General features: G+C 48.9%; 17 protein-coding genes. 6 read left to right on the top strand and 11 right to left on the bottom strand.

What is annotated here, in order from left to right; all coding sequences use genetic code 11:
• Nucleotides 1-6: 6 nt before the first annotated feature.
• The 6 genes from ACO0K2_RS15240 to ACO0K2_RS15215 all read right to left on the bottom strand — a co-directional run bounded on the left by ACO0K2_RS15240 (nucleotide 7) and on the right by ACO0K2_RS15215 (nucleotide 8,230).
• On the bottom strand, nucleotides 7-630 hold the full coding sequence (locus ACO0K2_RS15240) for a YkgJ family cysteine cluster protein (RefSeq protein WP_423020315.1): 624 nt from the start codon (nucleotides 628-630) through the stop codon (nucleotides 7-9).
• 35 nt (nucleotides 631-665) lie between these two features.
• Nucleotides 666-3,839, bottom strand: coding sequence for an alpha/beta hydrolase family protein (locus tag ACO0K2_RS15235; RefSeq protein WP_423020313.1), 3,174 nt, complete (start codon nucleotides 3,837-3,839; stop codon nucleotides 666-668).
• A 43-nt stretch (nucleotides 3,840-3,882) separates the two neighbouring features.
• Complete coding sequence (locus ACO0K2_RS15230; protein ID WP_423020312.1) at nucleotides 3,883-4,659, bottom strand: hypothetical protein; 777 nt, start codon at nucleotides 4,657-4,659, stop codon at nucleotides 3,883-3,885.
• 80 nt (nucleotides 4,660-4,739) lie between these two features.
• Nucleotides 4,740-5,369 (bottom strand): 3'-5' exonuclease, encoded by a 630-nt coding sequence (locus ACO0K2_RS15225; RefSeq protein WP_423020310.1) that lies wholly within the window; start codon nucleotides 5,367-5,369, stop codon nucleotides 4,740-4,742.
• 87 nt (nucleotides 5,370-5,456) lie between these two features.
• Nucleotides 5,457-5,714 (bottom strand): hypothetical protein, encoded by a 258-nt coding sequence (locus ACO0K2_RS15220; RefSeq protein ID WP_423020308.1) that lies wholly within the window; start codon nucleotides 5,712-5,714, stop codon nucleotides 5,457-5,459.
• Nucleotides 5,711-8,230, bottom strand: a complete 2,520-nt coding sequence (locus ACO0K2_RS15215) for a putative bifunctional diguanylate cyclase/phosphodiesterase (RefSeq protein ID WP_423020306.1) — start codon at nucleotides 8,228-8,230, stop codon at nucleotides 5,711-5,713. Before ACO0K2_RS15215 ends, ACO0K2_RS15220 begins: the two co-directional genes overlap by 4 nt.
• Nucleotides 8,231-8,610: 380 nt before the next feature.
• Here ACO0K2_RS15215 and glyQ point away from each other — a divergent pair, with 380 nt between their 5' ends.
• The 6 genes from glyQ to gloA all read left to right on the top strand — a co-directional run bounded on the left by glyQ (nucleotide 8,611) and on the right by gloA (nucleotide 14,680).
• Entirely contained in the window at nucleotides 8,611-9,582 is a 972-nt protein-coding gene (glyQ, locus tag ACO0K2_RS15210) for a glycine--tRNA ligase subunit alpha (RefSeq protein WP_423020304.1), read from the top strand.
• Between the two features lie 23 nt (nucleotides 9,583-9,605).
• Nucleotides 9,606-11,690, top strand: a complete 2,085-nt coding sequence (glyS, locus tag ACO0K2_RS15205; protein ID WP_423020302.1) for a glycine--tRNA ligase subunit beta — start codon at nucleotides 9,606-9,608, stop codon at nucleotides 11,688-11,690.
• Nucleotides 11,691-11,718: 28 nt separating this feature from the next.
• Complete coding sequence (gmhB, locus tag ACO0K2_RS15200; RefSeq protein ID WP_423020300.1) at nucleotides 11,719-12,285, top strand: D-glycero-beta-D-manno-heptose 1,7-bisphosphate 7-phosphatase; 567 nt, start codon at nucleotides 11,719-11,721, stop codon at nucleotides 12,283-12,285.
• A 60-nt stretch (nucleotides 12,286-12,345) separates the two neighbouring features.
• Complete coding sequence (locus ACO0K2_RS15195; protein WP_423020298.1) at nucleotides 12,346-13,098, top strand: lysophospholipid acyltransferase family protein; 753 nt, start codon at nucleotides 12,346-12,348, stop codon at nucleotides 13,096-13,098.
• A gap of 105 nt (nucleotides 13,099-13,203) precedes the next feature.
• Nucleotides 13,204-14,130, top strand: a complete 927-nt coding sequence (locus ACO0K2_RS15190; protein WP_423020296.1) for a YgjP-like metallopeptidase domain-containing protein — start codon at nucleotides 13,204-13,206, stop codon at nucleotides 14,128-14,130.
• Between the two features lie 151 nt (nucleotides 14,131-14,281).
• Nucleotides 14,282-14,680, top strand: coding sequence for a lactoylglutathione lyase (gene gloA / locus ACO0K2_RS15185; RefSeq protein ID WP_423020294.1), 399 nt, complete (start codon nucleotides 14,282-14,284; stop codon nucleotides 14,678-14,680).
• 105 nt (nucleotides 14,681-14,785) lie between these two features.
• Here the strand turns inward: gloA and ACO0K2_RS15180 are convergent, their stop codons facing one another.
• The 5 genes from ACO0K2_RS15180 to ACO0K2_RS15160 form a co-directional block, all read right to left on the bottom strand.
• On the bottom strand, nucleotides 14,786-17,614 hold the full coding sequence (locus ACO0K2_RS15180; RefSeq protein WP_423020292.1) for a hypothetical protein: 2,829 nt from the start codon (nucleotides 17,612-17,614) through the stop codon (nucleotides 14,786-14,788).
• Between the two features lie 372 nt (nucleotides 17,615-17,986).
• Nucleotides 17,987-19,633 carry a glucose-6-phosphate isomerase gene (gene pgi, locus ACO0K2_RS15175; protein WP_423020290.1) on the bottom strand — a complete coding sequence of 549 codons (1,647 nt, stop codon included), beginning with the start codon at nucleotides 19,631-19,633 and terminating at the stop codon, nucleotides 17,987-17,989.
• A gap of 57 nt (nucleotides 19,634-19,690) precedes the next feature.
• Nucleotides 19,691-20,470 (bottom strand): 16S rRNA (adenine(1518)-N(6)/adenine(1519)-N(6))-dimethyltransferase RsmA, encoded by a 780-nt coding sequence (gene rsmA / locus ACO0K2_RS15170; protein ID WP_423020288.1) that lies wholly within the window; start codon nucleotides 20,468-20,470, stop codon nucleotides 19,691-19,693.
• The gene (pdxA, locus tag ACO0K2_RS15165) at nucleotides 20,467-21,510 is read right to left on the bottom strand and encodes a 4-hydroxythreonine-4-phosphate dehydrogenase PdxA (RefSeq protein ID WP_423020286.1); all 1,044 of its coding nucleotides are present in this window, start codon (nucleotides 21,508-21,510) and stop codon (nucleotides 20,467-20,469) included. Before pdxA ends, rsmA begins: the two co-directional genes overlap by 4 nt.
• The gene (locus tag ACO0K2_RS15160) at nucleotides 21,510-22,841 is read right to left on the bottom strand and encodes a peptidylprolyl isomerase (RefSeq protein ID WP_423020284.1); all 1,332 of its coding nucleotides are present in this window, start codon (nucleotides 22,839-22,841) and stop codon (nucleotides 21,510-21,512) included. The genes pdxA and ACO0K2_RS15160 overlap by 1 nt, the downstream gene beginning before the upstream one ends.
• Nucleotides 22,842-22,896 lie beyond the last annotated feature (55 nt).

Here is a 22,896-nt window from a genome sequence, read left to right as displayed (position 1 = left end):
CCCATCTTAGTGCGCGTCGGCAAGCGCCATCCACAGGGCATCAGCAAACTCTGTTGATGCCGATGGCGCACCATCTGGAATCGCCGCAGCAACAGCAGCACCGATACCTTGTATTAAGGCTTCTGTTTTTAAAATCAGATCCAGATGTTGTGGAATGGTGGCCGCGCCAGTAGCGCACTGCTCCGCATCAAGAGAATGGCCCTTACGGCATACAGCGGGGCGGTAGGCGTAAATGGCGCATCGCTGGTTCTCAAGCAAAATACAAGCGCCGCGTTGGCCTGGCGCTTGTTCCTCGATGGCTTGTTTGCGGAGGATGCCTTGTCGCATATGATCAATGATATGTTCCAGTGCATCACGGGGGAGTTGTTTAAGCTGCCCAGCAATATAGTCGACTTCGGTCTGCTTCGCTTCAACTCTGACATGGCAGCAATAACTGCAGCCAGCATGGCACGCTGTTACTCTTCCCGCCTCTGATGCTTTGACGAAAAGATCATCGACTTGTCGATGCAATTGCGGATATAAATGAACGACATTTTCAGGAAACGGTCGCGTTGCCAACTGCCGCTGTGCTGCGTTTTTCACTGCTTCAATTGCCGCAAAAAAATGCGCTTGTTCATCCGCTGTCAACATGTCTTCCCCAGCATTAAACCATTGTTCAGATCAGCTTAGTCCTTGCTCTGAATCGATTTTACCGTGTTTATCCCAAGATCAGAAAGATCATCAGGGTTAAAGAGTGGTTTAATGTCGCGTCTACCACGTTGCAGATAAGGAATGGGATTGTTCATCCACTCTGGTTTCGGCTGACCGAGTAAAAAATAATCGAAATACTCGTCCAAATGGACCGTGTAATGCTTCACATTTTCTTTATCTTTCAGACCATGTTTTTCGCCGTTATAGTTAAACCAATAGGCTTCTTTTCCTAGACGACGCATGGCGGTAAAAAATTCAATGGCCTGATACCAAGGCACAGCATCGTCACCGTCGTTATGTTTGGTCAGATACGGCGTATGGATTTTGTCGATATGAAAGATCGCTGAATTTTCGATGTATTCGGCCGTTTTATTCCACGGCGTACCTGCCATCCGGCTTTGTCCTGTTTCATATTGGAATGCCCGTGAAACACCTTTCCCCCACCGAATACCGCCATAGGCACTGACCATATCACCCACCGCCGCGCCAGCTTCCGCCGCGCGGAACATATCTGTTTTTGTCAGCATGTAATTAATCTGATAAGCACCCCAGCTATGACCTTGAATGCCAATGCGCTTTGGATCAACGTATCCTGATGCCAACACTTTTTTGATCGCTGGAATCACAGCATTCATCGCACTCTGACCAGGATGCCCTGTCTGGTACACGATATCGGGACGCAACACGATGTAGCCGTTGCTGACATAGCGTGTCACGTTAATATTTTGGCTCGGTGCTGGTGGAATATATCGATGTAAGTTGTCACTTAACTTCTCATAGAGATACACCATCATCGGGTATTTTTTGGACGGATCGAAGTTCTCAGGTTTTGCTAATAAGGCTTTGAGCTTTTTGCCGTCTTTGCTGGTGAATTCAATCATTTCTTGCGTTCCCCAGTTGTACTTCGTTTGTTGGGGATTCGCAAAACTGATGCGTTCTGGATGCTCGAAACGCAAATTACTCGCCCACACATCTGGAAACTCGGTGAAACTTTGCTGCGTAAAGACAAGAGTATCCGCCTCTTTTGCTTTAACGACAGATCCAAGCATTTTGGGTGCAAGCATGAGCTGTTCTGGTTGACCAACGTCTGGCGCTAGCCTAAAAAAACCTGTTGAACGATCTTGTTGATTTGTTGCGGTCAATAACCATGCTTGATCGGGTAAGGGCTTCATCTCCGCAGTCGGCACGGGGTCTTCCGATTCCGGTTTGATCTCGGTATCAAGTGGCAGATATCGCAAACTGATTTGTCGTTGCCGTCCGAGATGATTGCTGAGATTTTTCGCCGCTCCAGTATCAGGGTTCACTTGCCAAAGATCATATTGATCATAGATCACCACTGCCTTGTCATCGGCGCGCCAGCCGGCCATACCGTAGGGTGAGCGTGGCTCTGGGGTATCGTGTTCATGGTCTTCAAAGTGACTCTGAATACGGCCAGTCAAATTGATCATACGCGCGTCCACTGTTCGCCATGCCATCCACTGGCTGCTTTTTGCATCAAATGCCGTGACAAATCGACCTGCAGGTGAAAGGCTCGCTGGAAAGCGCAATTTCTTCGCCAATAGTAATGCCTTTCCGGTAGCGAGGTCGATTGCATATGCGTCCTCATAATGCCCATCCCAAGAGGACAGCATTTGGTATGGGACGTTGCTCGTTCCTAGGGCGTAGGATGGGTTATCGTTTACCACCACGGTCGGTATTTGTGGTGTGGCCAACTGGATAAAGCGATGATCGGGAAGATGAATCATCGCCTTGTAATGCTTGTGCTTGTCTTTTTCAGCGTTGACCTTTTGTACTGACTGCAGTTCAGGATCTTGCCAGTGCCATAAATCGACATTCACGGTCTCTTCGTCACCTGGATGCTCGACAACGGGAAGCGGCGCCGTCGATAAAAAAAGTCGCAAGCCATCCTTGCTAAAGGTGAGTTCGCCGAATTCGCTCACGCCCCATCCCTGTGGCATGCCTGTTGTCTCTGCGCTGGCTAATCGTATCGCATCATTGCTTCCCTTTTGCCATACATACAATTGGTAAATCAACGCTTCTTTTTCTGGCTTCTTATCCGCTTTTTTGCTGTCAGGTTTCTCGCTAACGACCGCTTCTTTGTCTTTCGTATCGTTGGTATGATCTGACGCGTCAGTCGTCTTTATTTTCTGCTTTGCCACCTCATCCCGATTCGTGACAAACGCCAAGGTATCCCCGCGCTCATTGAAGCGTAGTTGCTTGTAGCTACCACTACCACTCAGTACCGAATGGACTTCACGCGTCTGAGGCTCAATCACATAGACACCATCTGACAATTTTTCAATTGCTGCTTTAGCCTGATCTGGCGTACTAGTCGTGTCGGGCTTTGCCTCATTCGAACCAGCTTGTTGAACACTGAACGCTAATAACGTGCCGTGTTTATCCCAAGAGAAGTTCGCAACGTGTTCAATGTGCTGCGACTGCTGATGTTCGACATCCATCAAAATGAGTTCAGCAGAGACATTCTTTTTCTTACTGTCCGCTGCTGCAGGACTTTCCTGATCATCATCGCTATTGTCTAGATCAACGTCTGCTTTAGCGCTTTCTGGACTCGCGCCGGCTTTTTTACTAACAGGTATTGGTTCCTTGAATATGGCAAGAAAGTTGCCTCCCTGTTCCGGCCAGGCAAATTGCTTTACACGCGTTACCGTGTCTACTTTACCGGTCGTCAGATCGACCACCCCTACATCGGATTTGGGAAGATCATCCCCTTTTTTCTTTTCTTTTCTTGCTTTCTCGAGGTCAGCCTGCGTTGGTTTAATCGCAAAAGCGGCATACCGACCATCTGCACTAAAAGCAGGCGTTACACCTCTTGGAAAACGCCACTCGGTACCTTGTACTCTATTTTTAAAAACGATCTCACCATCCGTTTCTTGTCCCACAAGAGCATAGGCCACCCATTGACCATCACGGCTCAACACCGTGTTGGCAATGCTTCGCCAATTGGCGTAAGCGTGATGCGAGATCGGTTTTTTTTGCGTCTTGTTCCCCTGAACTTTCTCGACCACCTGTGGCGGTGACGCCTCCTGGCTCTGGGCAACAACAGGCGTCAGCAACGACAACAATAATGCACTCGCACAAACAGGATAAAAATAGGCATGTTGACGAGAAAAGTAGAGGGGAAAACGCATATTAACTATAAAAAATAAGGTTAAGAAATCACGATGCGCATCATCATGATTGAATTTGCAAAGATTTAATGACACGGGTTTCATTCTGCTCACCCGCACCAGCACTCAGATTTTTCGATTCCTTTCTGAGGACAACCAAACGATCACCTGTCACGCCGTAGACGACACTTTCATCTTCTTTTGCCTCAAAGCTCACGACCACAAACGCGCTCCCTTTGATAGTTTCAGAGACACGACTCGCGAGTGGGGTACCGTCGGCATCAATCCAAATGTCTAACTTGCCTTCATAGGTTTTGAGATACTTACGTTCTTTGGCACTTAAATGTTCAACAGGGATGTCAAAGCTCAACAAGCGAGCGGGTTTACCGTTGAATGTATCTTGTTTTTCTTGCTTATAGACCGCGGTTTCAAGACGATGAGAAAGGTTGTTGGCCGCCGAGACCATCGGACGTAATTCATTGGCATTAAACTCTTTCAATGTCGTCGTCATTGGCATCTTGCTATTCGCGTCTTTTTCCTTTGCACGCTCTTCAGATTGCAATCGCGCCAAGAGATCTTTGCTATACATCACTTGTAATCCGCGTGTACTATCTTCGATATTGACACTCGCGGTCGCCTGCATTTCTTCCGCCTTTTTCCCCTCGCCCTGACGATTCCATGACTTCGATTCAATACTGGCTTTGAGCGGCGTATTTCCTTGCAATTTGACGAGCGCGGCCTTGAGATCCGTCACGCCATCTGCGTGCACTTGCGTTACCCATAGCGCCATGCCTAACATGATCATTTTTTGTATAATGCCTTTGCTACTGTGCTTCAACATAATGTGTCTCCTTGAAAAAATGTGTCGCCTGTCTTGGAGCACCATGGCTGAATTTAGTTCGACATTGTTCTCAAAAAAGATCATTTTGTTTTGGTGCAATTGTTGTTCTTCAATTCAAGCCAACGCAGGTAAGTGAGTAACGCAACTTGTGCATCATTTGCCGCGTAGAGAATTTGCTTCTCAGTCAGCGGATGGTGGGCCCAATTTGATGTCGATGTCTTTTTTGATTTAGCAAGTTGCATGCCAAAGTACTTGGCAACCGCAGCCTTTGCCCCCATGTCACGCTGTTTACTCTCCCGCATCGCCTTGGCCAAATCAAGGACATTGGTGGTCACAATGCCCAGCTTACTTTTCAATAACTTCAGATCGTCATTCAGTCCGTACCCTACTTTGAGAATACTCGGCGCTTCGAGGATGGCCTTAACGCCATCGATACTCAGTGTTTTTACAACAGGAAATAAAAATGCCTGCGTCTCCGTTGCCAATTGAATGAGATGCGGGCCGTCATTTTTTTGCCCTTTTAAAAAGACGGGCTTTGTCTCAGTGTCAAATCCCACCACGGTCGCTGTAGAAAGTGCGCGATAAGCAATCTCAGCATCGGCATCATGTTGAACAAGGAGGATATTGCTGCGTGCAATCCCTGGATAAGGAGGTAGTGTTGTAACGGTCTCGTTGTCAGCGTTGGTATCTTGGTCGGTATCGATTATCATGCGGCAATCATTGAGGTAAAGAGCATTTTCTTTTTTTAACTATAAGTATTTTTTCTAAACGAACGACAGGTTCAACCAAGATCGATCTCAGTCCTTGCTCGCATCGATCGCATCGATCGCCACGTTTCGGCCATCAATCTTACGTCGGCGATGCGGTTCTTGACCAGTCAGCTCTATCACGACCGTTTGTCCATCCGCCAACGCGACGGCGATTTTTTCCTGTCCATCTAGCGACAGCTGATAGAGCGTATGTTGACTGATCGCTGTCGATTTTTCTAATTGTCCCTCGACCAACATCTGCGACAACTCAGCCACAGGAACAATTCGCCATGTTAACTTGGTCATAGGATATCTGTCGGTTTTTTATTGAGATAGTGTTCAAACGCGCTGACATCCAAAGGCTTCGAAAAATAATAACCCTGTACTTGATGGCAGTGCATCTGGTTGAGTGCGTCGATCTGTTCAATCGTCTCCACGCCCTCTGCAACGACGCTCAGTCCAAGACTTAAGCCCATGGCGATAATGGCACTCGCAATGGCTGCATCATCGGGATTGACGTGGATATCATTGATGAACGATTTATCGATCTTGAGCTCATCAATCGGAAAACGTCGCAGATACGAAAGACTGGAATACCCTGTACCAAAATCATCAAGTGAAATCGATAAACCCAAGTTTTTAAGCGCTTTGAGTGCGATCAATGTGGCAGTGACATCCTGCATCACCATGCTCTCGGTTAATTCCAAAGTAAGCCTTGTCGGATCTGCGCCCGTTTCTTGGATGATTTGCGCCACCCTATCGGCAAGATCCTCTTGTCGAAATTGACGTGACGACATGTTGATCGCGATATGTAAATCCAGTCCACGTTGCTGCTTCCAAATCACCTGCTGACGACACGCCTCTGCAATCACCCATTCTCCCAGCGGCAAAATGAGCCCCGTTTCTTCTGCCAAAGGAATAAACTCCATCGGCATAATGAGGCCCACCTGAGGATGGCGCCATCGCACCAATGCTTCTGCACCGATCACTTGTTGTGTCCGCAAATCGATCTTGGGCTGATAGTACAAAACAAATTCATGTTGTTCGAGGCCACGTCGAATCGCGCTTTTCATATTGAGGCGACTGATCGCTGTCAGTCCCATCTCGGGCATAAATTGACGCACACTATTACGGCCATGCTCTTTGACTCGGTACATCGCGATATCCGCATACCGCAGCAGAATTTCACCGTGATCGCCATCCCGCGGGTACACTGAAATCCCAATACTCGCCGTCACAAATATATCATTACCGTTAATGGTGATCGGACGGTTCAGTGATTCAAGTATTTTCTCTGCAATCACGTCAACATGGTCATACGATTCAAGATCTGTCAGGACAATGACGAACTCATCGCCACCTAAGCGCGCTACCGTGTCGGTATCACGCACGCATTGCGTGAGACGTTGCGCGACCTGCTTGAGCATCTCATCACCTGCTCCATGACCAGACGCATCATTAATCAACTTAAAATGATCCAGGTCTAATAGCATCAGACCGACCAATAAATTTTGACGTCGCCCCCATGAAATCGCCTGCGTGATGCGGTCGTTGAGTAAGTTGCGATTGGCGAGGCCGGTCAAACTGTCGTGGGTGGCCTGGTACTCGAGTTCCCGCTGGTAATTAACTCGCTCGCTTACATCGTTGATGACGCTGACAAAATGCGTGGTAATGGCACCGGACGCATCTTTGACTGGAGAAATATGCAGCTCATTCCAAAATTGTGTCCCGTCTTTCCGATAGTTACGTAACAACGCACAACCCTCGCGTTTTTCACGCAATGCCGTGCGAATTTCTTCCAGATCAGGCTGCGCGAGATCATCGCGCACCAAGAATCGCCCTTCCAGTCCAATCACCTCACTTGCGGTGTAGCCTGTAATGCGCTCAAAGGCCGGATTGACATACACAATCGAATGATCGTCTTTATCGCTCCGGGTGATCATAATGCCGTTGCTACTAGAAACGAGCGCCTGTTCTCGTAACAGCAACGCTTGCTCGACTTCCTTCAATTCCAATTGGTGATCGTCGATGTGTTCTTCAATAAGGTCTTGTCTGACCGCAATCAGATGCGTGACCTGTCCTGATGCGTCGCTCAATGGGCTCACGACTTGTAATTCTCGGAATCGACGGCCATCGCTAGTTTTGCTATCGATCTGACCTTGCCAATGCTGCCCCGGCGTCAGCGCAAGGAAAGCGGCGCGGTTCTGTTCATTGACATGCGGGTCCGCACTGTCCCAGAGCACTTCTCGACCAATAAGCGCATCGGCTGTGACACCAGCGCGGTTCAAATAACTCGCGTTGCCGTATTCAAATTGCCCCTGCGCATTGGTGATCAGAATGGAGAGTGGGCTTTGTTTGACCAACAAGCCCAATAACTCAAGGTTGTCCTGCAAGTTATGATGCGCAGGCGTCGTGAGCATCGCGACAATGGCTTCACTGAGTTCTTTCACAAAGCGATCAAGAATCTGGCGCGCCTCACTCCCCTCATCCAGGTCTACTTCTGCACTCAGTAGCAAACGAACATACGCTTGTTGCGGGTTTAGTGGATGCAGTGACAGTCCCAAACTCAGATAATTGAGAAGTGGGTTACCTGCTTGTGCAGAACTCGCCTGATACGAGTAAGACTGGTCGCCCGATTCATAAATAATTTCGGCGGTCGCATAAGATGCCCGTTCCACCAGGATCCGACAGAAGCCGTGCAACATGGTCGGCAAGTCGGTGGGATACCAAAGACAATCAGTTAATTCTCCTAATAGCCGATACCATTGCTCTACTTTTTCTGATTCGGCATTTAAAGAATCTTCTGGCACAAGCGTTTTCATCAGCGTTGTCTCTCTCCATGATGGATGATCGGTGTTGTGATTTTTATGTCTTTTTATGTCTTTTTTATGCCTTTTGCGATTGGATCGCTTGAACGCACAACCACCAGCACTTTTTTATACCTTGTAAGAAATATTAACGCAATAGAAACATTCACAGAACATATAATTTTGACAAGCCAACTTATGGCGCGGCGCAACAAACCACCCTTTTTCAGCGTGATGTTCGGCAAACAAATGATTACCAACGACAACATCGTGCCAGACGAACAGCATTTCTGCCTGTGTTCGTGTCGGATCAGCACCATTTCTGAGGTAAAATCGAAGGTTTAGCAAACAATATTCCTCGCCCTCCATTGGACGCGACAAAGGTAGATAGCACGATGCTTACATTTCAACAAATCATCCTGACATTACAAGATTACTGGGACAAACAAGGCTGTGCCTTGCTGCAACCTTATGATATGGAAGTCGGGGCAGGCACCTCCCACACTGGCACATTCTTGCGAGCAATCGGTCCAGAACCTTGGCGCGCTGCCTACGTGCAACCCTCCCGTCGTCCGAAAGATGGTCGTTATGGTGAAAACCCAAACCGTCTGCAGCATTACTACCAGTATCAGGTGGTCCTGAAACCCGCACCAGAAAACATTCTTGATTTGTACCTCGGGTCGCTCAAGGCATTGGGGCTCGACTTACAGCAAAACGACATTCGCTTTGTAGAAGACGACTGGGAAAACCCTACGCTGGGCGCATGGGGCCTTGGCTGGGAAGTCTGGCTCAACGGGATGGAAGTCACCCAGTTCACGTATTTCCAGCAAGTTGGTGGCCTGGACTGCAAACCTATTTTGGGTGAAATCACCTACGGCTTGGAACGTTTGGCGATGTACTTGCAAGGTGTCGACAACATCTACAATCTCGTGTGGACCGAGCGTGAAGAAAACGGCAAAACAATTCGCCTGACCTACGGCGATGTCTTCCATCAAAACGAAGTCGAGCAATCCACGTTCAGTTTTGAGTATTCCAACACCGATTTCCTGTTCTCCTTGTTCACCAATTACGAAGCGGAAGCAAAGCGCTTGCTCGAAGTCACAGAAAAATCCTTGGCCTTGCCCGCCTATGAAATGATCCTCAAAGCAGCACACACATTCAATCTGCTGGATGCACGCGGAGCGATCTCGGTCACTGAACGTGCTGCTTACATCGGTCGTATCCGTAATCTGTCGCGCGCTGTTGCCGCTGCCTACTACGCGTCACGTGAAGCACTGGGTTTCCCTATGTGCGCTGCGGACGATAAGCACAAACCTGCGCCAGCCGTGGCTGCGCCTTCTGCGTCTCCTGTTTCAGACGCTGCTTAAGACAGAATTGACTGGATTTAAAAATGAATCACACCTTATTAGTTGAATTATTTACCGAAGAATTACCCCCAAAAGCCCTGGCAAAATTAGGCGAAGCCTTCGCAGCGGGCGTCGAGGCGGGCTTGAAGTCACGTGACTTTTTAGATCAACATGCAGTGACGACGAGCTATGCATCACCACGCCGCTTGGCGGTGAGCATCACTGAAGTACGAGCCACCTCGCCCGACAAACAGATGCGCGATAAAGTGTTACCGGTCAGCGTCGCGATTGATGCGGCAGGAAACGCTACAGCACCGTTAATCAAAAAACTGACTGCAATGGGCTTCCCTCACCTGCAGATCAGCGATTTAGAACGTGCAATGGACGGTAAAGCAGAGAGCCTGTTTTATAACCACACTGCGCCTGGTTCTGCATTGGCACCTGCGCTGCAAGCGGTCGTTGAAGAAGCAATCAGCAAACTGCCGATCCCTAAAGTGATGAGCTACCAACGTCCTAATGGCGATACTGTTCACTTTGTCCGCCCTGTCCACAGCATTATCGCGCTGCATGGTAGCGACGTGTTGCCAATCGCATTGCTGGGTCTGAACAGCGACCGCGTGACCCAAGGGCATCGCTTTTTGTCCGCTGGAAAAGTCAGCATCGCCCATGCTAACGACTATGCAGCTGCATTAAAAACAGAAGGTAAAGTGGTGGCAAGCGTCACGGAGCGTAAAGAGCAAATCCGCACAGCGTTGCTGCAAAAAGCAGGCGATGATCTGGTCCTGATGCCAGAATCCTTGCTCGATGAAGTGACTGCGCTGGTTGAATGGCCTGTCGTGTATGAATGCCACTTTGAACAAGAATTTTTAACGGTCCCGCAAGAATGCCTGATTCTGACGATGCAAACCAATCAGAAATATTTTGCACTGACAGACGCTAACGGCAAACTACGTTCACGTTTCTTGATTGTCTCAAATCTGGAAACCAGTGATCCGCAACACATCATTCAAGGAAATGAACGTGTTGTCCGTCCACGTTTATCCGATGCGAAATTCTTCTTTGAGCAAGACAAGAAAAAAACACTCGCATCCCGTTTACCTTTATTAGCCAACGTGGTGTACCACAATAAGCTGGGCAGCCAAGCTGAACGGACAGAACGTGTCAAAACATTGGCAGGTAAAATCGCCGCTCATCTGCAAACAGACGTGGCATTGGCTGAGCGTGCTGCATTGCTGGCAAAAACAGACTTATTGACTGACATGGTCGGTGAATTCCCTGAGCTGCAAGGTATCATGGGTACTTACTACGCCCAGCACGACGGTGAACACGCCGACGTGGCGGCAGCGGCTTCTGAACATTATCAACCACGTTTTGCAGGCGATGCATTGCCCGCAACAATGACGGGAACCGCCGTTGCGCTGGCAGACAAATTGGAAACCTTGGTCGGTATCTGGAGTATCGGTCTACAGCCAACTGGCGATCGTGATCCATTCGCATTGCGTCGCCATGCGCTGGGTATTTTGCGTATGTTGGTTGAAAAACGCCTGCCGTTGTCCCTCTCTGGCTTGTTGAATGATGCGGTCGCTTTGTTTGCGGGCAACCCGCAATGCAAAGACCCCCGTGCTGACGTATTGAATTTCTTGTTTGACCGTCTGCGTGGCCAGTTGCGTGAACGCGGCTTCGCGCAGAATGAAGTCGAAGCGGTTGTTGCCCAAAATCCAGATACCCTCGATAACATCGTCGAGCGTCTGCAAGCTGTACAAGCGTTTGCCGCTTTACCAGAATCGGTTTCCCTGGCAGCTGCCAACAAACGGATCACCAATATCCTCAAAAAAGCCGAAGGCACGCCGGGTAGCGTCAATCCTGCACTGCTGCAGGAAGCTGCTGAACAAGCACTGGCAAACGCCATGACCAACGTGAAACCGCAAGTGGATGCGGCATTTGCTGCTGGTGACTTTACAGGGGCATTAAAAACGCTGGCAGCCTTGCGTACCGAGGTGGATAATTTCTTCAATGATGTGATGGTGAATGCCGAAGATCTGGCACTGCGTAATAATCGTCTGGCATTGTTAGCCAGTCTGCACGTGATGCTCAATCAGGTGGCGGATATTTCCAAGCTGGCCGCCTGAGGTGCTCATGACTGACAAAGGACAAGGTATGAAACTGATCGTTCTCGATCGCGATGGGGTGATTAATCACGACTCTGATGCGTTCATCAAATCGCCTGCTGAGTGGATCCCGATCCCTGGTTCGCTCGAAGCCATCGCTCGCCTGAATCAGGCGGGTTATACGGTGGTGGTCGCGACCAATCAGTCGGGCATTGGCCGCAAATTGTTCGATATGGCGACCTTAAATGCGATTCATCAGAAAATGCACACTGCGGCTCAACAAGTGGGGGCCACGATCGATGCGGTGTTTTTCTGCCCTCATACCGCCGATGACAATTGTGATTGCCGCAAACCAAAGCCAGGCATGCTGCACGAAATCAGCCGCCGCTATGGCATTAACCTCAAAGGGATTCATAGCGTCGGTGATTCATTGCGCGATTTACAATCAGGCTTCATGATGGGCTGCGTGCCGCATCTGGTTCTGACTGGCAAAGGGGTGAAGACGCAAGAAAAAGGTGGTTTGCCGCCAGGAACACAGATTTATCCTAATCTGGAAACAATGGTCGACCATTTACTTTCCAGTGCGGTTCAAACCGAACTCAACTTCGCTGTTTGAACATCAACACTGTACGAACAAACCAGCGATGCCGCAGGGTATCGCTACCATGGAGATTTCATGCGTAATGTCATTCCGTTTATCCGTTCTTTGATTTTCTTATTACTGATGGTTGTCGCGACAGTGGTCTGGGCACCGATCAGTATGTTGTTTGCGTTTTTGCCTTATAACCAACGTTATTACATCACAGCACGCTGGAACGTTTTTATCATTTGGGCGGCAAAAGTAGTCTGCGGCATTCATTACCAGTTCAAGGGTTATGAAAATTTCCCAGATGGCCCCGCCATTGTCTTAGCCAAACATCAATCGGCATGGGAAACCATCTTTTTGCTGATGGCAACACCACGCCCGCTGGTCTTCGTCTTTAAAAAAGAGATTACCTATATCCCATTTTTTGGTTGGGCAATTTCTTTACTCCGTATGATTCCCATTGATCGCAGCAAAGGTAAAGACGCCTTCGCACAAGTCGTCGCTCATGGCAAAAAACGGCTGGCAGATGGGCAATGGATCATCATGTTCCCTGAAGGGACACGTATTGCCGTCGGCAAAAAAGGAACCTACAAAGGCGGCGGCGCGCGCCTTGCTGTCGAAACCAAGACGCAGGTCGTACCCATCGCACTCAACTCAGGCGAATGCTGGCCAAAGAATTCATTCATCAAGCGCCCAGGTACTGTCACCGTCTCGGTCGGTAAGCCAATCCAGCCAGGCGACGACAATCCCGTCGATTTAATGCTGAAAGTAGAAGCATGGATCGAGGCGGAAATGCGTGTGATTTCCCCTGGGGCATACAATGCGGATGGCTCCCAAAAGTAATGTTGACACGTGTCACCCTTGACGCCTTCATGGCGTCAGGATGACTGATTGGCGAGCAAACAAACGCTGTGCTATGCTCCATGCACATCGCCCATATCGTGAAGTATGTCATCTATAGTCAAAGCGCTCCAACTTGCACTCCAACTGGATTTATTCAGTGATTTTTTGTCGAGTGAACGTCCGAAACCAACACCAACACAGACACCTAAGCGACCATCCGTCCCGCCGAAAACGCCGACACCCGTCATCGAGAAAGAAGTAGTACCGCCTCTCTCGCCAGCACCCGACAACACGAGCAGCATCAACAAGCGCCGCATTCTACTCAATGACATCTTGGTCGAGTACGTGTTGCAACGCTCAACAAGGCGCAGTATCGGCTTTCTAATCAACGACCATGGATTACGCATTACGGCACCCCGTTGGGCGACCATTGCGGCGATTGAATCGGCGATTCAAGAAAAACAACGCTGGATTTTGACGAAACTCAGCGAACGGCAAGAGCGTGTCCAACAGCGTCCACGAACAAAAGCCTTGTGGGGCGATGGCACTCGCCTCCCCTACCTTGGTCAAGAGATTATTTTACGTGTCTCCCAAGCGGCAAGCCAGTTTGTCCGTTTCGACCATGACGCCAAGGAATTACATCTCTGCTTATTGCCCACTGCAGGACAAACACAATTAAAAGCACGGGTGCAACAGTGGTTTCAGCAGCAAGCGAAAAAAGAGTTCCAGCAACGCCTTCCTGGCTTTGCAGAGCAGCTGCAGGTTCGCTATCAGAAGATCTCCTTAACGTCTGCCAGAACACGCTGGGGGTCATGTACCTCAGAGGGGAATATTCGCTTAAATTGGCGTTTAATTCATTTCTCGCCATCGATCATTGATTATGTGATTGCCCACGAGGTAGCGCACCTTCGCGAAATGAACCACAGCCCCCAATTCTGGGCGACCGTCGCCGCCATCTATCCCGATTACGAGACCGCACGACAAGCATTGCGCCAGCATGCCACAGCCGACTTGCCAGATTTTGCCGTCTAAGGACACACCTCCTCCTCGGCACATCGAGGGTGAGATCTATCGGGTGGCGACGTAAAATCACAGACTGTGTAAGAATAGAACTTGATCGTCTTTCAGTTCAAAAAAGACGCCCACATTGAATCGAATCATTCGCTCTACCCAAGGAAGATCCATGAGAATTTTACACACCATGTTACGCGTTGGAAATTTACAGCGTTCCATTGATTTTTATACCACCGTACTAGGGATGACCTTGCTGCGTCAATCCGATAATCCAGAATACAAGTACACGTTGGCGTTTTTAGGCTACGGTAGTAACCCAGAACACGCCGAGTTAGAACTGACCTACAACTATGGCGTTGAGCAATATGAGATGGGGACAGCGTATGGGCATATCGCCATTGCAGTCCCTGACGCCTATGCAGCCTGCGAGGCGGTAAAAGCGCGAGGTGGCAATGTCACCCGCGAAGCAGGTCCAGTCAAAGGCGGAAAAACCGTCATTGCTTTTGTGCAAGACCCAGATGGCTATAAGATTGAGCTCATCCAGCGTAGTGCCAACGTGACGATTTAAGTCGATGATGAACGAACAGCAATGAGATCGACTTCATCTCATCGCTGTTCTTGACCGATGATGCACCTTCTACCGGTATCGGTTGCGTTTTAGTATGGCAACGCTTCAGGGGGATTTCCCCCATGGCGAATTAAACGCCTGATTGACAAACACACTTCTCAACCAAATAGCAAATGCGGCCGTAAATAAAACGTCATTAACACCGTCTAATGGAAGCACCATGGATGTTGGCCTCGTCACTGGCATCGATGCGGCTGCTGCATCAGTGATAATCAACGGATGCACCTGATCAACGGGTTCTGGTCGACGCACATACTCATTGAAATCCGCCAGCACAGCATCGCTCACTTCGAAGAGATTATGCCCAGTGATCTGCACAATGAAGCGGTCGATATCGCTTCGATCAAAATTACCCGGGAAATAATACTGGATGTAAGTCTGACTGTTCCTATTACGTGTCGCAACGAGCGCATTGTTTGGCTGATGCCATGCCCCACCCGCAGTCAATGTGAAGACCAGAGAACCTGAATCGCGGGTATTAAAGATGGCCTCTTCCATCATATCGAATTCCCACCCGACCAATTGCTCCTTTTCTTCTTTCGTTAATTTCTTTTTCTTCGGATCGGGCCTCTCATAGGTCCATCCGCTGGCACCTGATGGCCATGTCACAGGCTGTGGGGTAAAACTGGCAGAAATATGTGGCATCAACGGCATGACATAGCCAATCAGGTTATCGATCACTGATGACCGTGGATGGCCATGGTGCTCGCCTGCGTTACCAGCAGAAAAGATGACAATCGAAGGCTGAATCGCATCAGCCAATTGTCGGCTGTTGCTACCTGCGGTTTCCGCACCATGATGTGAGCCAATCCACATACCTTGATGACGATAATTTAATGTGCCTAAGCGTGTTGCTGTCGCTATCGCTGTTGACTCTGCACTAGCATCGGCATCGCCTGAAGTGATGACGGAATAATCACCATCAGTGAACTGGACGACCAAACTGCGACCATTGCGACTTGTCGCTGCATAATTGGAGGCAAGAATATTGATTCTTGGGCCATGAAATTGTCCTGTCGAAGGAATCAAATCAATCGACACATTAAAGGGAATACGGCTCTGTGCTGGTTCACTATTTTGGGCTTTGTATTTTTTTGCCCGCGGTGCACCGTCTGGGGCTGCACATTTTCGTTTCCGACTCTCCGTCTCGTTTGACGCCAAGCTTGATGGCTGCGGGTCTGGCGACGTTGACATCGCGTCTGACAGCGCGCCAGGTACAGTAAGGCTTCGTGCAAAACTATGATGTGGATCATTGGGATTAATCGAAATCTGATCGACCACTTGCGTATCTGGGCCACCATTTCTGAGCACATCATCGATCCAATTCCGCACGTTTTGTGGGTAATCCAGATACGTTCCACCGAGGTATATTGCCTGTGGAAAAATACCCGAACCACTAAAAATGCTGAGATCTCTTTGCTGCTCCGGCACACTCACGAGATTGGTATGATCTGCATCTCCATGACTCAGGAACACCAAAGGTCGACGGATCGGACTATTCACGCCTTGTGGCCGCATGAGATAACGGGCTATCTGCACTGCATCCACTCTGTTGACATAGCGATCAATCGCAAGACGTCTCGTGCCATCAGGATTGCATTCTTCGCTCGATTCTAATGATCCGGCGTCGACAATCACAGGATGCGACCAACCGTATCCATCAAACATGACAAAGTTTCCCTGCCCAACGCCAAACACATAAACACGGCTCTGCCCGGGCAAGAGGGGACTTAAAGATTGATTCTCCTCATAGGTTCGCCCCATCTTGTCCTTGTAGGTTTTGTTCGGCCTGCCATCGGCACTCCGTTTCAATTCGATATGACTGTCCGTTGGCGGTTTAATCGTGCCACCACATCGGATTGCGTCGGCATCTGTCGCCGTTGCATCTCCGATTTGCTTGACATATTTCGCTACTTGCACTTTGCAGGCGAGCGATGTGGTCCAAGGTGTCGCTTGGTTACTCGCATCCCAAAAAAAAGTTGGTGAATAAAAACGTTGGATACCTGAGGCTTCTTCAGGCACCTTGAGAAGATTTAAATTAAAACGCTGATTCGAGTTAACGGAAGCATCGCAATCGTAGTTTGGATAAACCCAATGTTGCAGAGAGTGATACTGCAAACACTTATTTTTCTTGTATAACGACCGTAGTAGAAAAAGCGCTGTACGATTCGTTCTCGCCTCTTCGAAAGCATATAAGGGCACGACGTCCCACATCATTGGGGGATAATCCAAACGACAAGGATTCAGTTGCGCCCCCTCAGGCTTATATTCAACGCACAAGTTATCGCCATATTCGTTAGGCTGATCATTGCGTTTGAAATGCAGTAAATAGCTTGTCGAAGACCAAAAAAGCGTGCCCCCTCTGCTTTGTACTTGATTTGACCAGACTGCATCATGATCAGGACCGGCCGCTAAATAACGGCCATTTTTGTCATACCAGTAAAGATAAAATCGGGGTCCACCAATGACCGGACTTCTCAAATCCATATAGGAACCAGGATTGGGTGCAAGCGGAAACGTTAAATCACTAGCAGTAATCTCTGTGAACTTCTCTGAACGCAATACCTTAAAACGGTTAGGTACAGCAGTGTCATCATCGGCAGCTGAAAAATAATCGTAACGCCCCTGAAAATTGGCATCGTCGTCACCATATTTTGTGACAGAGTCAGGATCGTCAATGACTCTCACGGCCAACGCGGTATTGGAGGTATCTGTCACCGTACGGTTACCGCGCGCATCGCCCTCAACTAGGGTAAATGGTGCCTCTTGAATCGTGAAATAAACAGTGCCGGCACATGCGACTGCGGCGAGTAAAATGAAAATGACCTTTGAAACAAAAAGACGCGCAGTCCAGTTTTTGATTCTATTTTTCATGTCGATGCCTATTGTCAAAATCAATCCAGAAGACATTCCGCCGAGGGGTATGTCAACCCTAACTACACAACTTCACAAGTTACATCGTATTGAGTGTGAGATCTGATTCCACTTCGCCAATAACGTTAACGCAGCGCACTAAACTTAGGATTCAATGACATCAAGAATAAGAGAGGATCTGCGGAACCGCATCGCTATATATGTGCTTTTTAAACCACGGGTACACTGAATGGCAAGGAAAGCGAAAGAATGTGGAACGAAAGCAACGTCTTGATGACGTGCGACAACATAGGAAAAGAGAGAGTAAAACAGAAGTCAGCCCATTGACCTTCGACGTCGCGTCAATGGTCAATGGGCGATCATGAAAGCGGATTAAACGTGGCCGTGACGGCGGAAATAAGAAATTAAACCACTGGTGGACGTGTCTAACTGGGTGTCAAAGTCCTGATTCCCCAAAATGGCCGGCAATAAGCGATTAGCAAGTTGCTTACCAAGTTCTACACCCCATTGATCAAACGAATTAATTCCCCAAATCACCCCTTGCACAAACACTTTGTGTTCATACAACGCCAGTAACATGCCTAATTGGAAAGGATCCAAACTTGGCATCAGAATCGTGGTGGATGGTTGGTTACCAGCAAACACTTTATGCGGTAATAGCGTTGCAATTTGCGCTTCGCTCAGACCTGCATGTGTCAGCTCTTCCCTTGCCTGCGCCTCGGTTTTGCCAAAGGCCAATGCAGCACTTTGCGCAAGACAGTTCGCGAGCAGCGGCGCTTGGTGACCTGGCAATGGATGATCACTTGAGGCAGCAACAATAAAGTCACACGGAATCAGCCAGCCCCCTTGGTGCAGCAGCTGGAAAAACGCATGCTGACCGTTCACACCAATTTCACCCCACACAATCGGGTTCGCACGGCATGTCAGCGGTTCGCCATTACGCCCTACCGTTTTACCGTTCGACTCCATTTCAAGCTGCTGCAAAAACGCTGGCAAATGTCGAATCGATTCGTTATACGGCAAAATAGCAGTGGTTTCTGCGCCAAGGAAATTCGTATTCCATACGGAAATCAATGCCATCAGTACTGGCAAATTTTTCTCTAACGGGGCGGTACAGAAATGTTTATCCATGGTCTCAGCACCGAGCAACATGCGCTCAAACCCGCTCATACCAATAGCAAGTGCCACCGATAAACCCACCGCTGACCACAACGAATAACGTCCACCTACCCAATCCCAGATCGTGAGGATATTTTCATCGGGAATGCCGAACTCATGGGCTTTTTCTGGGCTAGCGGTGACAGCAATAAAATGCTTACTAATCGCCCACTCTTCCATCGCCGCCGCCATGAGCCACGTACGGGCCGTGTGGGCATTGATGCTGGTTTCTTGTGTCGTGAAAGTTTTTGACGCGACAACAAACAAAGTAGTACGCGGATCCAGCTCTTCCAACAACGGTGCAAGGTGCGCACTATCGAGGTTGGACACGTAGTAAAAATTGAGGTGAGGATGCTGCATCGCGGAGAGCGCACGTGTCACCAGCTTTGGTCCTAGATCAGAGCCGCCAATACCGATGTTCACAATATTCTGAATCGCATCGCCTTTAAAACCGCGCCATAGACCGCTTCGAACGCGTTCGACGATATCGCGCATTTGCTTGCGAACGGCACGTACTTGCGGCATGACGTCATGTTCGGCATTAGGAAAAGGCTTGAAGTCCATGTAACGCAGTGCGGTATGCAGCACAGCACGGTCTTCGCTGATATTGATTTTTTCGCCGGCAAACATCCGGTCGCGCCATTCTTCGACGTTGGATAAACGTGCTAATGCCAACAGGCTGTCTAATGTTGCCTGATCGATCCGTTGCTTAGAATAATCAATTAACAGCCCATCCAATTCTGCAGAAAAATGCGAAAACCGCGCTGCATCTTCAGCGAACAAATCACGTAAATGTTTTTTTTCAAGACGAGCCTGATGCTGCAACAACGAATTCCATTGAGGCGTTTGCGTAATATTCATAGTGTGAAAATGAACGTTAAGAGAAACAACAAAACCAAGACGCGGATCAACTACTCATCAAGCAGTGACGGGCAGCATGCGTGCAAGGTTCACGTAGTGTTCGAGTGAAATCGTTTCTGGACGCGCTTGTGGGTCAATCCCCGCGGCAATCAGTTGCTGCTCCGTAAACATCCCCGCAACACAATTGCGCACGACTTTACGACGCTGAGAAAAGGCTTTCGTGACCACGGCTTCCAAATTCTTTTGATCACAAGCGAGTGTTTCTTTTTTTGGAATCATGCGCACGATGGCGGAATCCACTCTAGGAGGAGGATCAAATGCCTCTGGCGGAACCACGAACAACAAGTCCATCTCATAACGCCACTGCAACATGACGGAAAGACGACCATACGTTTTACTTCCTGGTGGCGCCACCATGCGCTCAACCACCTCTTTTTGCAGCATAAAATGCTGGTCTTCAACATCATTCGCGATCTCGGCGAGATGGAATAACAAAGGGCTGGAAATGTTATACGGCAAGTTACCGACGACCCGTAATTTTTTCCCTTCTGGCACGGGGATGGTGTTGAAATCAAATTTCAATGCATCACCTTCGTGAATAATCAGCTTCTCCGCCGGAAAACTTTTCTTCAGGCGCGTCACCAAATCGCGATCCAGCTCGACCACGTGCATCTGTGGTACGCCCTGCAATAACAAGCTGGTCATCGCCGCCAGACCAGGGCCGATCTCGACCATGGTGTCACCCGACTTGGGATTAATCGCACGAATGATCTGACTTAATACTAATTGATCGGTCAGAAAATTCTGTCCGAAACGTTTACGAGGAATATGTTTCATGATGATTGTGTATGTTTTGCCATGTCAGCCGCCACACGTATGGCCACTAACATGCTACTGATGTCGGCATAGCCGAGACCTTGTACTGCTAAATCCAACGCGGTGCCATGGTCAACAGAGGTACGGATGAAAGGTAATCCCAGTGTGATGTTCACACCCAAACCAAAACTGGCATGCTTGAGCACACTCAATCCTTGGTCGTGATACATCGCTAAGACACAGTCAGCGTTTTCCAAATATTTCGGTTGAAACAAGGTGTCGGCAGGATACGGCCCGGTCGCATTGATCCCAGCGCGCTGTGCCGCATTGATCACAGGTGCAATGACGTCAATTTCTTCGCGCCCTAAATAGCCGTTTTCCCCTGCATGTGGATTCAATCCAGTCACGAGGATACGCGGTTGCGTAATGCCCATTTTTTTCTTCAAATCAGTATTGATGATCTGTAGGGTACGCAACAGATCGTCAAAAACAATCGCCGCTGGCACGTCTTTCAGCGGTAAATGGGTTGTTGCCAATGCGACGCGCAATGGCTGCGAGAGATGGGCGTTGGCTTCACAGGCCAACATCATCACGACTTGTGCTGTCTGGGACTTCTCAGCCAAGTATTCGGTATGGCCGCTAAACTTTACGCCAGCATCGTTAATGGTACTTTTCTGCAAGGGTGCGGTCACGATGGCGTCACACCATCCCTTCGTGACACTTTCGATCGCAACGTCGAGGGTATGCAATACCGCTCTGCCATTACGTGGATCTAACTGACCAGCAACGACGTGGGCGTTGAGAGGACAATCAATGACCGTGATTCGGTCGTTTCCCGTCGCTGACAACCCGTCGTTCCTGAGCGCTTCCAGAGAAACGCCCATGAGTTGAATCGCAGGATCGATTTCATTCGCAAGCATCGCCAGATAAGCGGCGTCACCCACTAATACGGGCCGCACTTCTTGTCTTAAGGCCCACGCTGCACGAATCGAGATTTCGGGCCCTATCCCTGCCGGTTCACCGACCGTCAGTGCAATGACCGGCAATCTTGATTCAGGCATTATTTGTCGTCCGTACGGTATTCGACATAAGTACGATCGCGCAATTCACGCAGCCAATCTTGCAAGGCTTCGTCGGCTTTACGTTCACGCAATGCATTCCGTGCAGCTAAGCGTTGACGGTCATTGGACTGGTCTTCGGTTTTACGCTCGAACACTTGGATCAAGTGGTAACCAAACGGCGATTTAACTGGATCGCTCACTTCATTGATTGCCAGCTTATTCATTGCTTGCTCAAACTCAGGGACCGTATCACCAGGATAAATCCATCCCAGATCGCCACCTTTGGCCGCAGAGCCGTCGGTCGAATTTGCTTTTGCTAATTCTTCGAAAGTTGCTGATTTCGATACGATTTGTTGCTTCATGTCCTGCATTTTCTTCAGCACGTCTGCCTCAGAAATAATCTGATTTGCTTTCATGAGAATATGACGAACATGCGTTTGCTGAACGACGGCAGCATCTTGTTTCACATCGTTCGCTGCACGCTGGCCATTGAGTTTCACAATATGAAAACCGTTCGGGCTACGGATGATGTCTGTGTACTGACCTGGTTTGATTTTACCAACCGCATCTAAAAACAACTGCGGCAAACGGTCTTGTTCACGCCATCCCAAATCGCCACCTTTCAGTGCTTCAGCACTATCAGAATAAGTCACTGCCAGCTTGGCAAAATCGCCACCATCGCGCAGTTTTTGAAGGACTTCTTCGGCACGATTACGACGTAAGGCAATTTGATCTGCGGTCGCGTTCTCTGGGATACGAATCAGAATGTGTGCAAGATTTAACTCTTGCTTACCCACTTTGGTACTCGCCTCAACAGCTAAGTAATTGTCGACTTCACTTTCTGTAATCAAAATCTTGCTATCCACTTCGCGCTCACGAATACGCTGCATCATGATGTCGTCACGAATTTCTTCACGGAAAGAAGCATAAGGCGTTCCTTCGCGTTCGATTTGATTACGGAATTGCTGCAAGGACATTTTTTGCTGTTCTGCCATCCGCAACATCGCACGATCCAACATAACGTCGTCCACGCGCATACCGTTTTCTTTGGCTAACTGCAATTGTGCACGATCAACAATCATTCTCTCTAGCAATTGTTTTCTCAGATCAGCACGGTCAGGCAACGCTGTTCCTTGGGCTTTTAAGCGCTTTTCAACAACGGCGAGTCGCTCGTCCATTTCTTGTTTTGTGATGACCTCGTCATTGACGACTGCAACAATACTATTCACAACTTGTGATTTTGCCGCAGGCGTTTGTTGCGCCAGCGTCGACTGCATCGCGAGTAAGCCGACAGAAAATGCCGCTACGGATAAGAGAGTACGTTGTTTCATGTGCAATAAATGTCGCATAAGGATCTAAAAAACTGTTTGAGCAATACCGCAGGTA

The organism is Undibacterium sp. MH2W (assembly GCF_049340215.1).
Classification (GTDB): Bacteria; Pseudomonadota; Gammaproteobacteria; order Burkholderiales; family Burkholderiaceae_D; genus Undibacterium.
The sequence above is the reverse complement of the archived record's forward strand: the minus strand, read 5'-3'. Positions and strand labels throughout refer to the sequence as shown.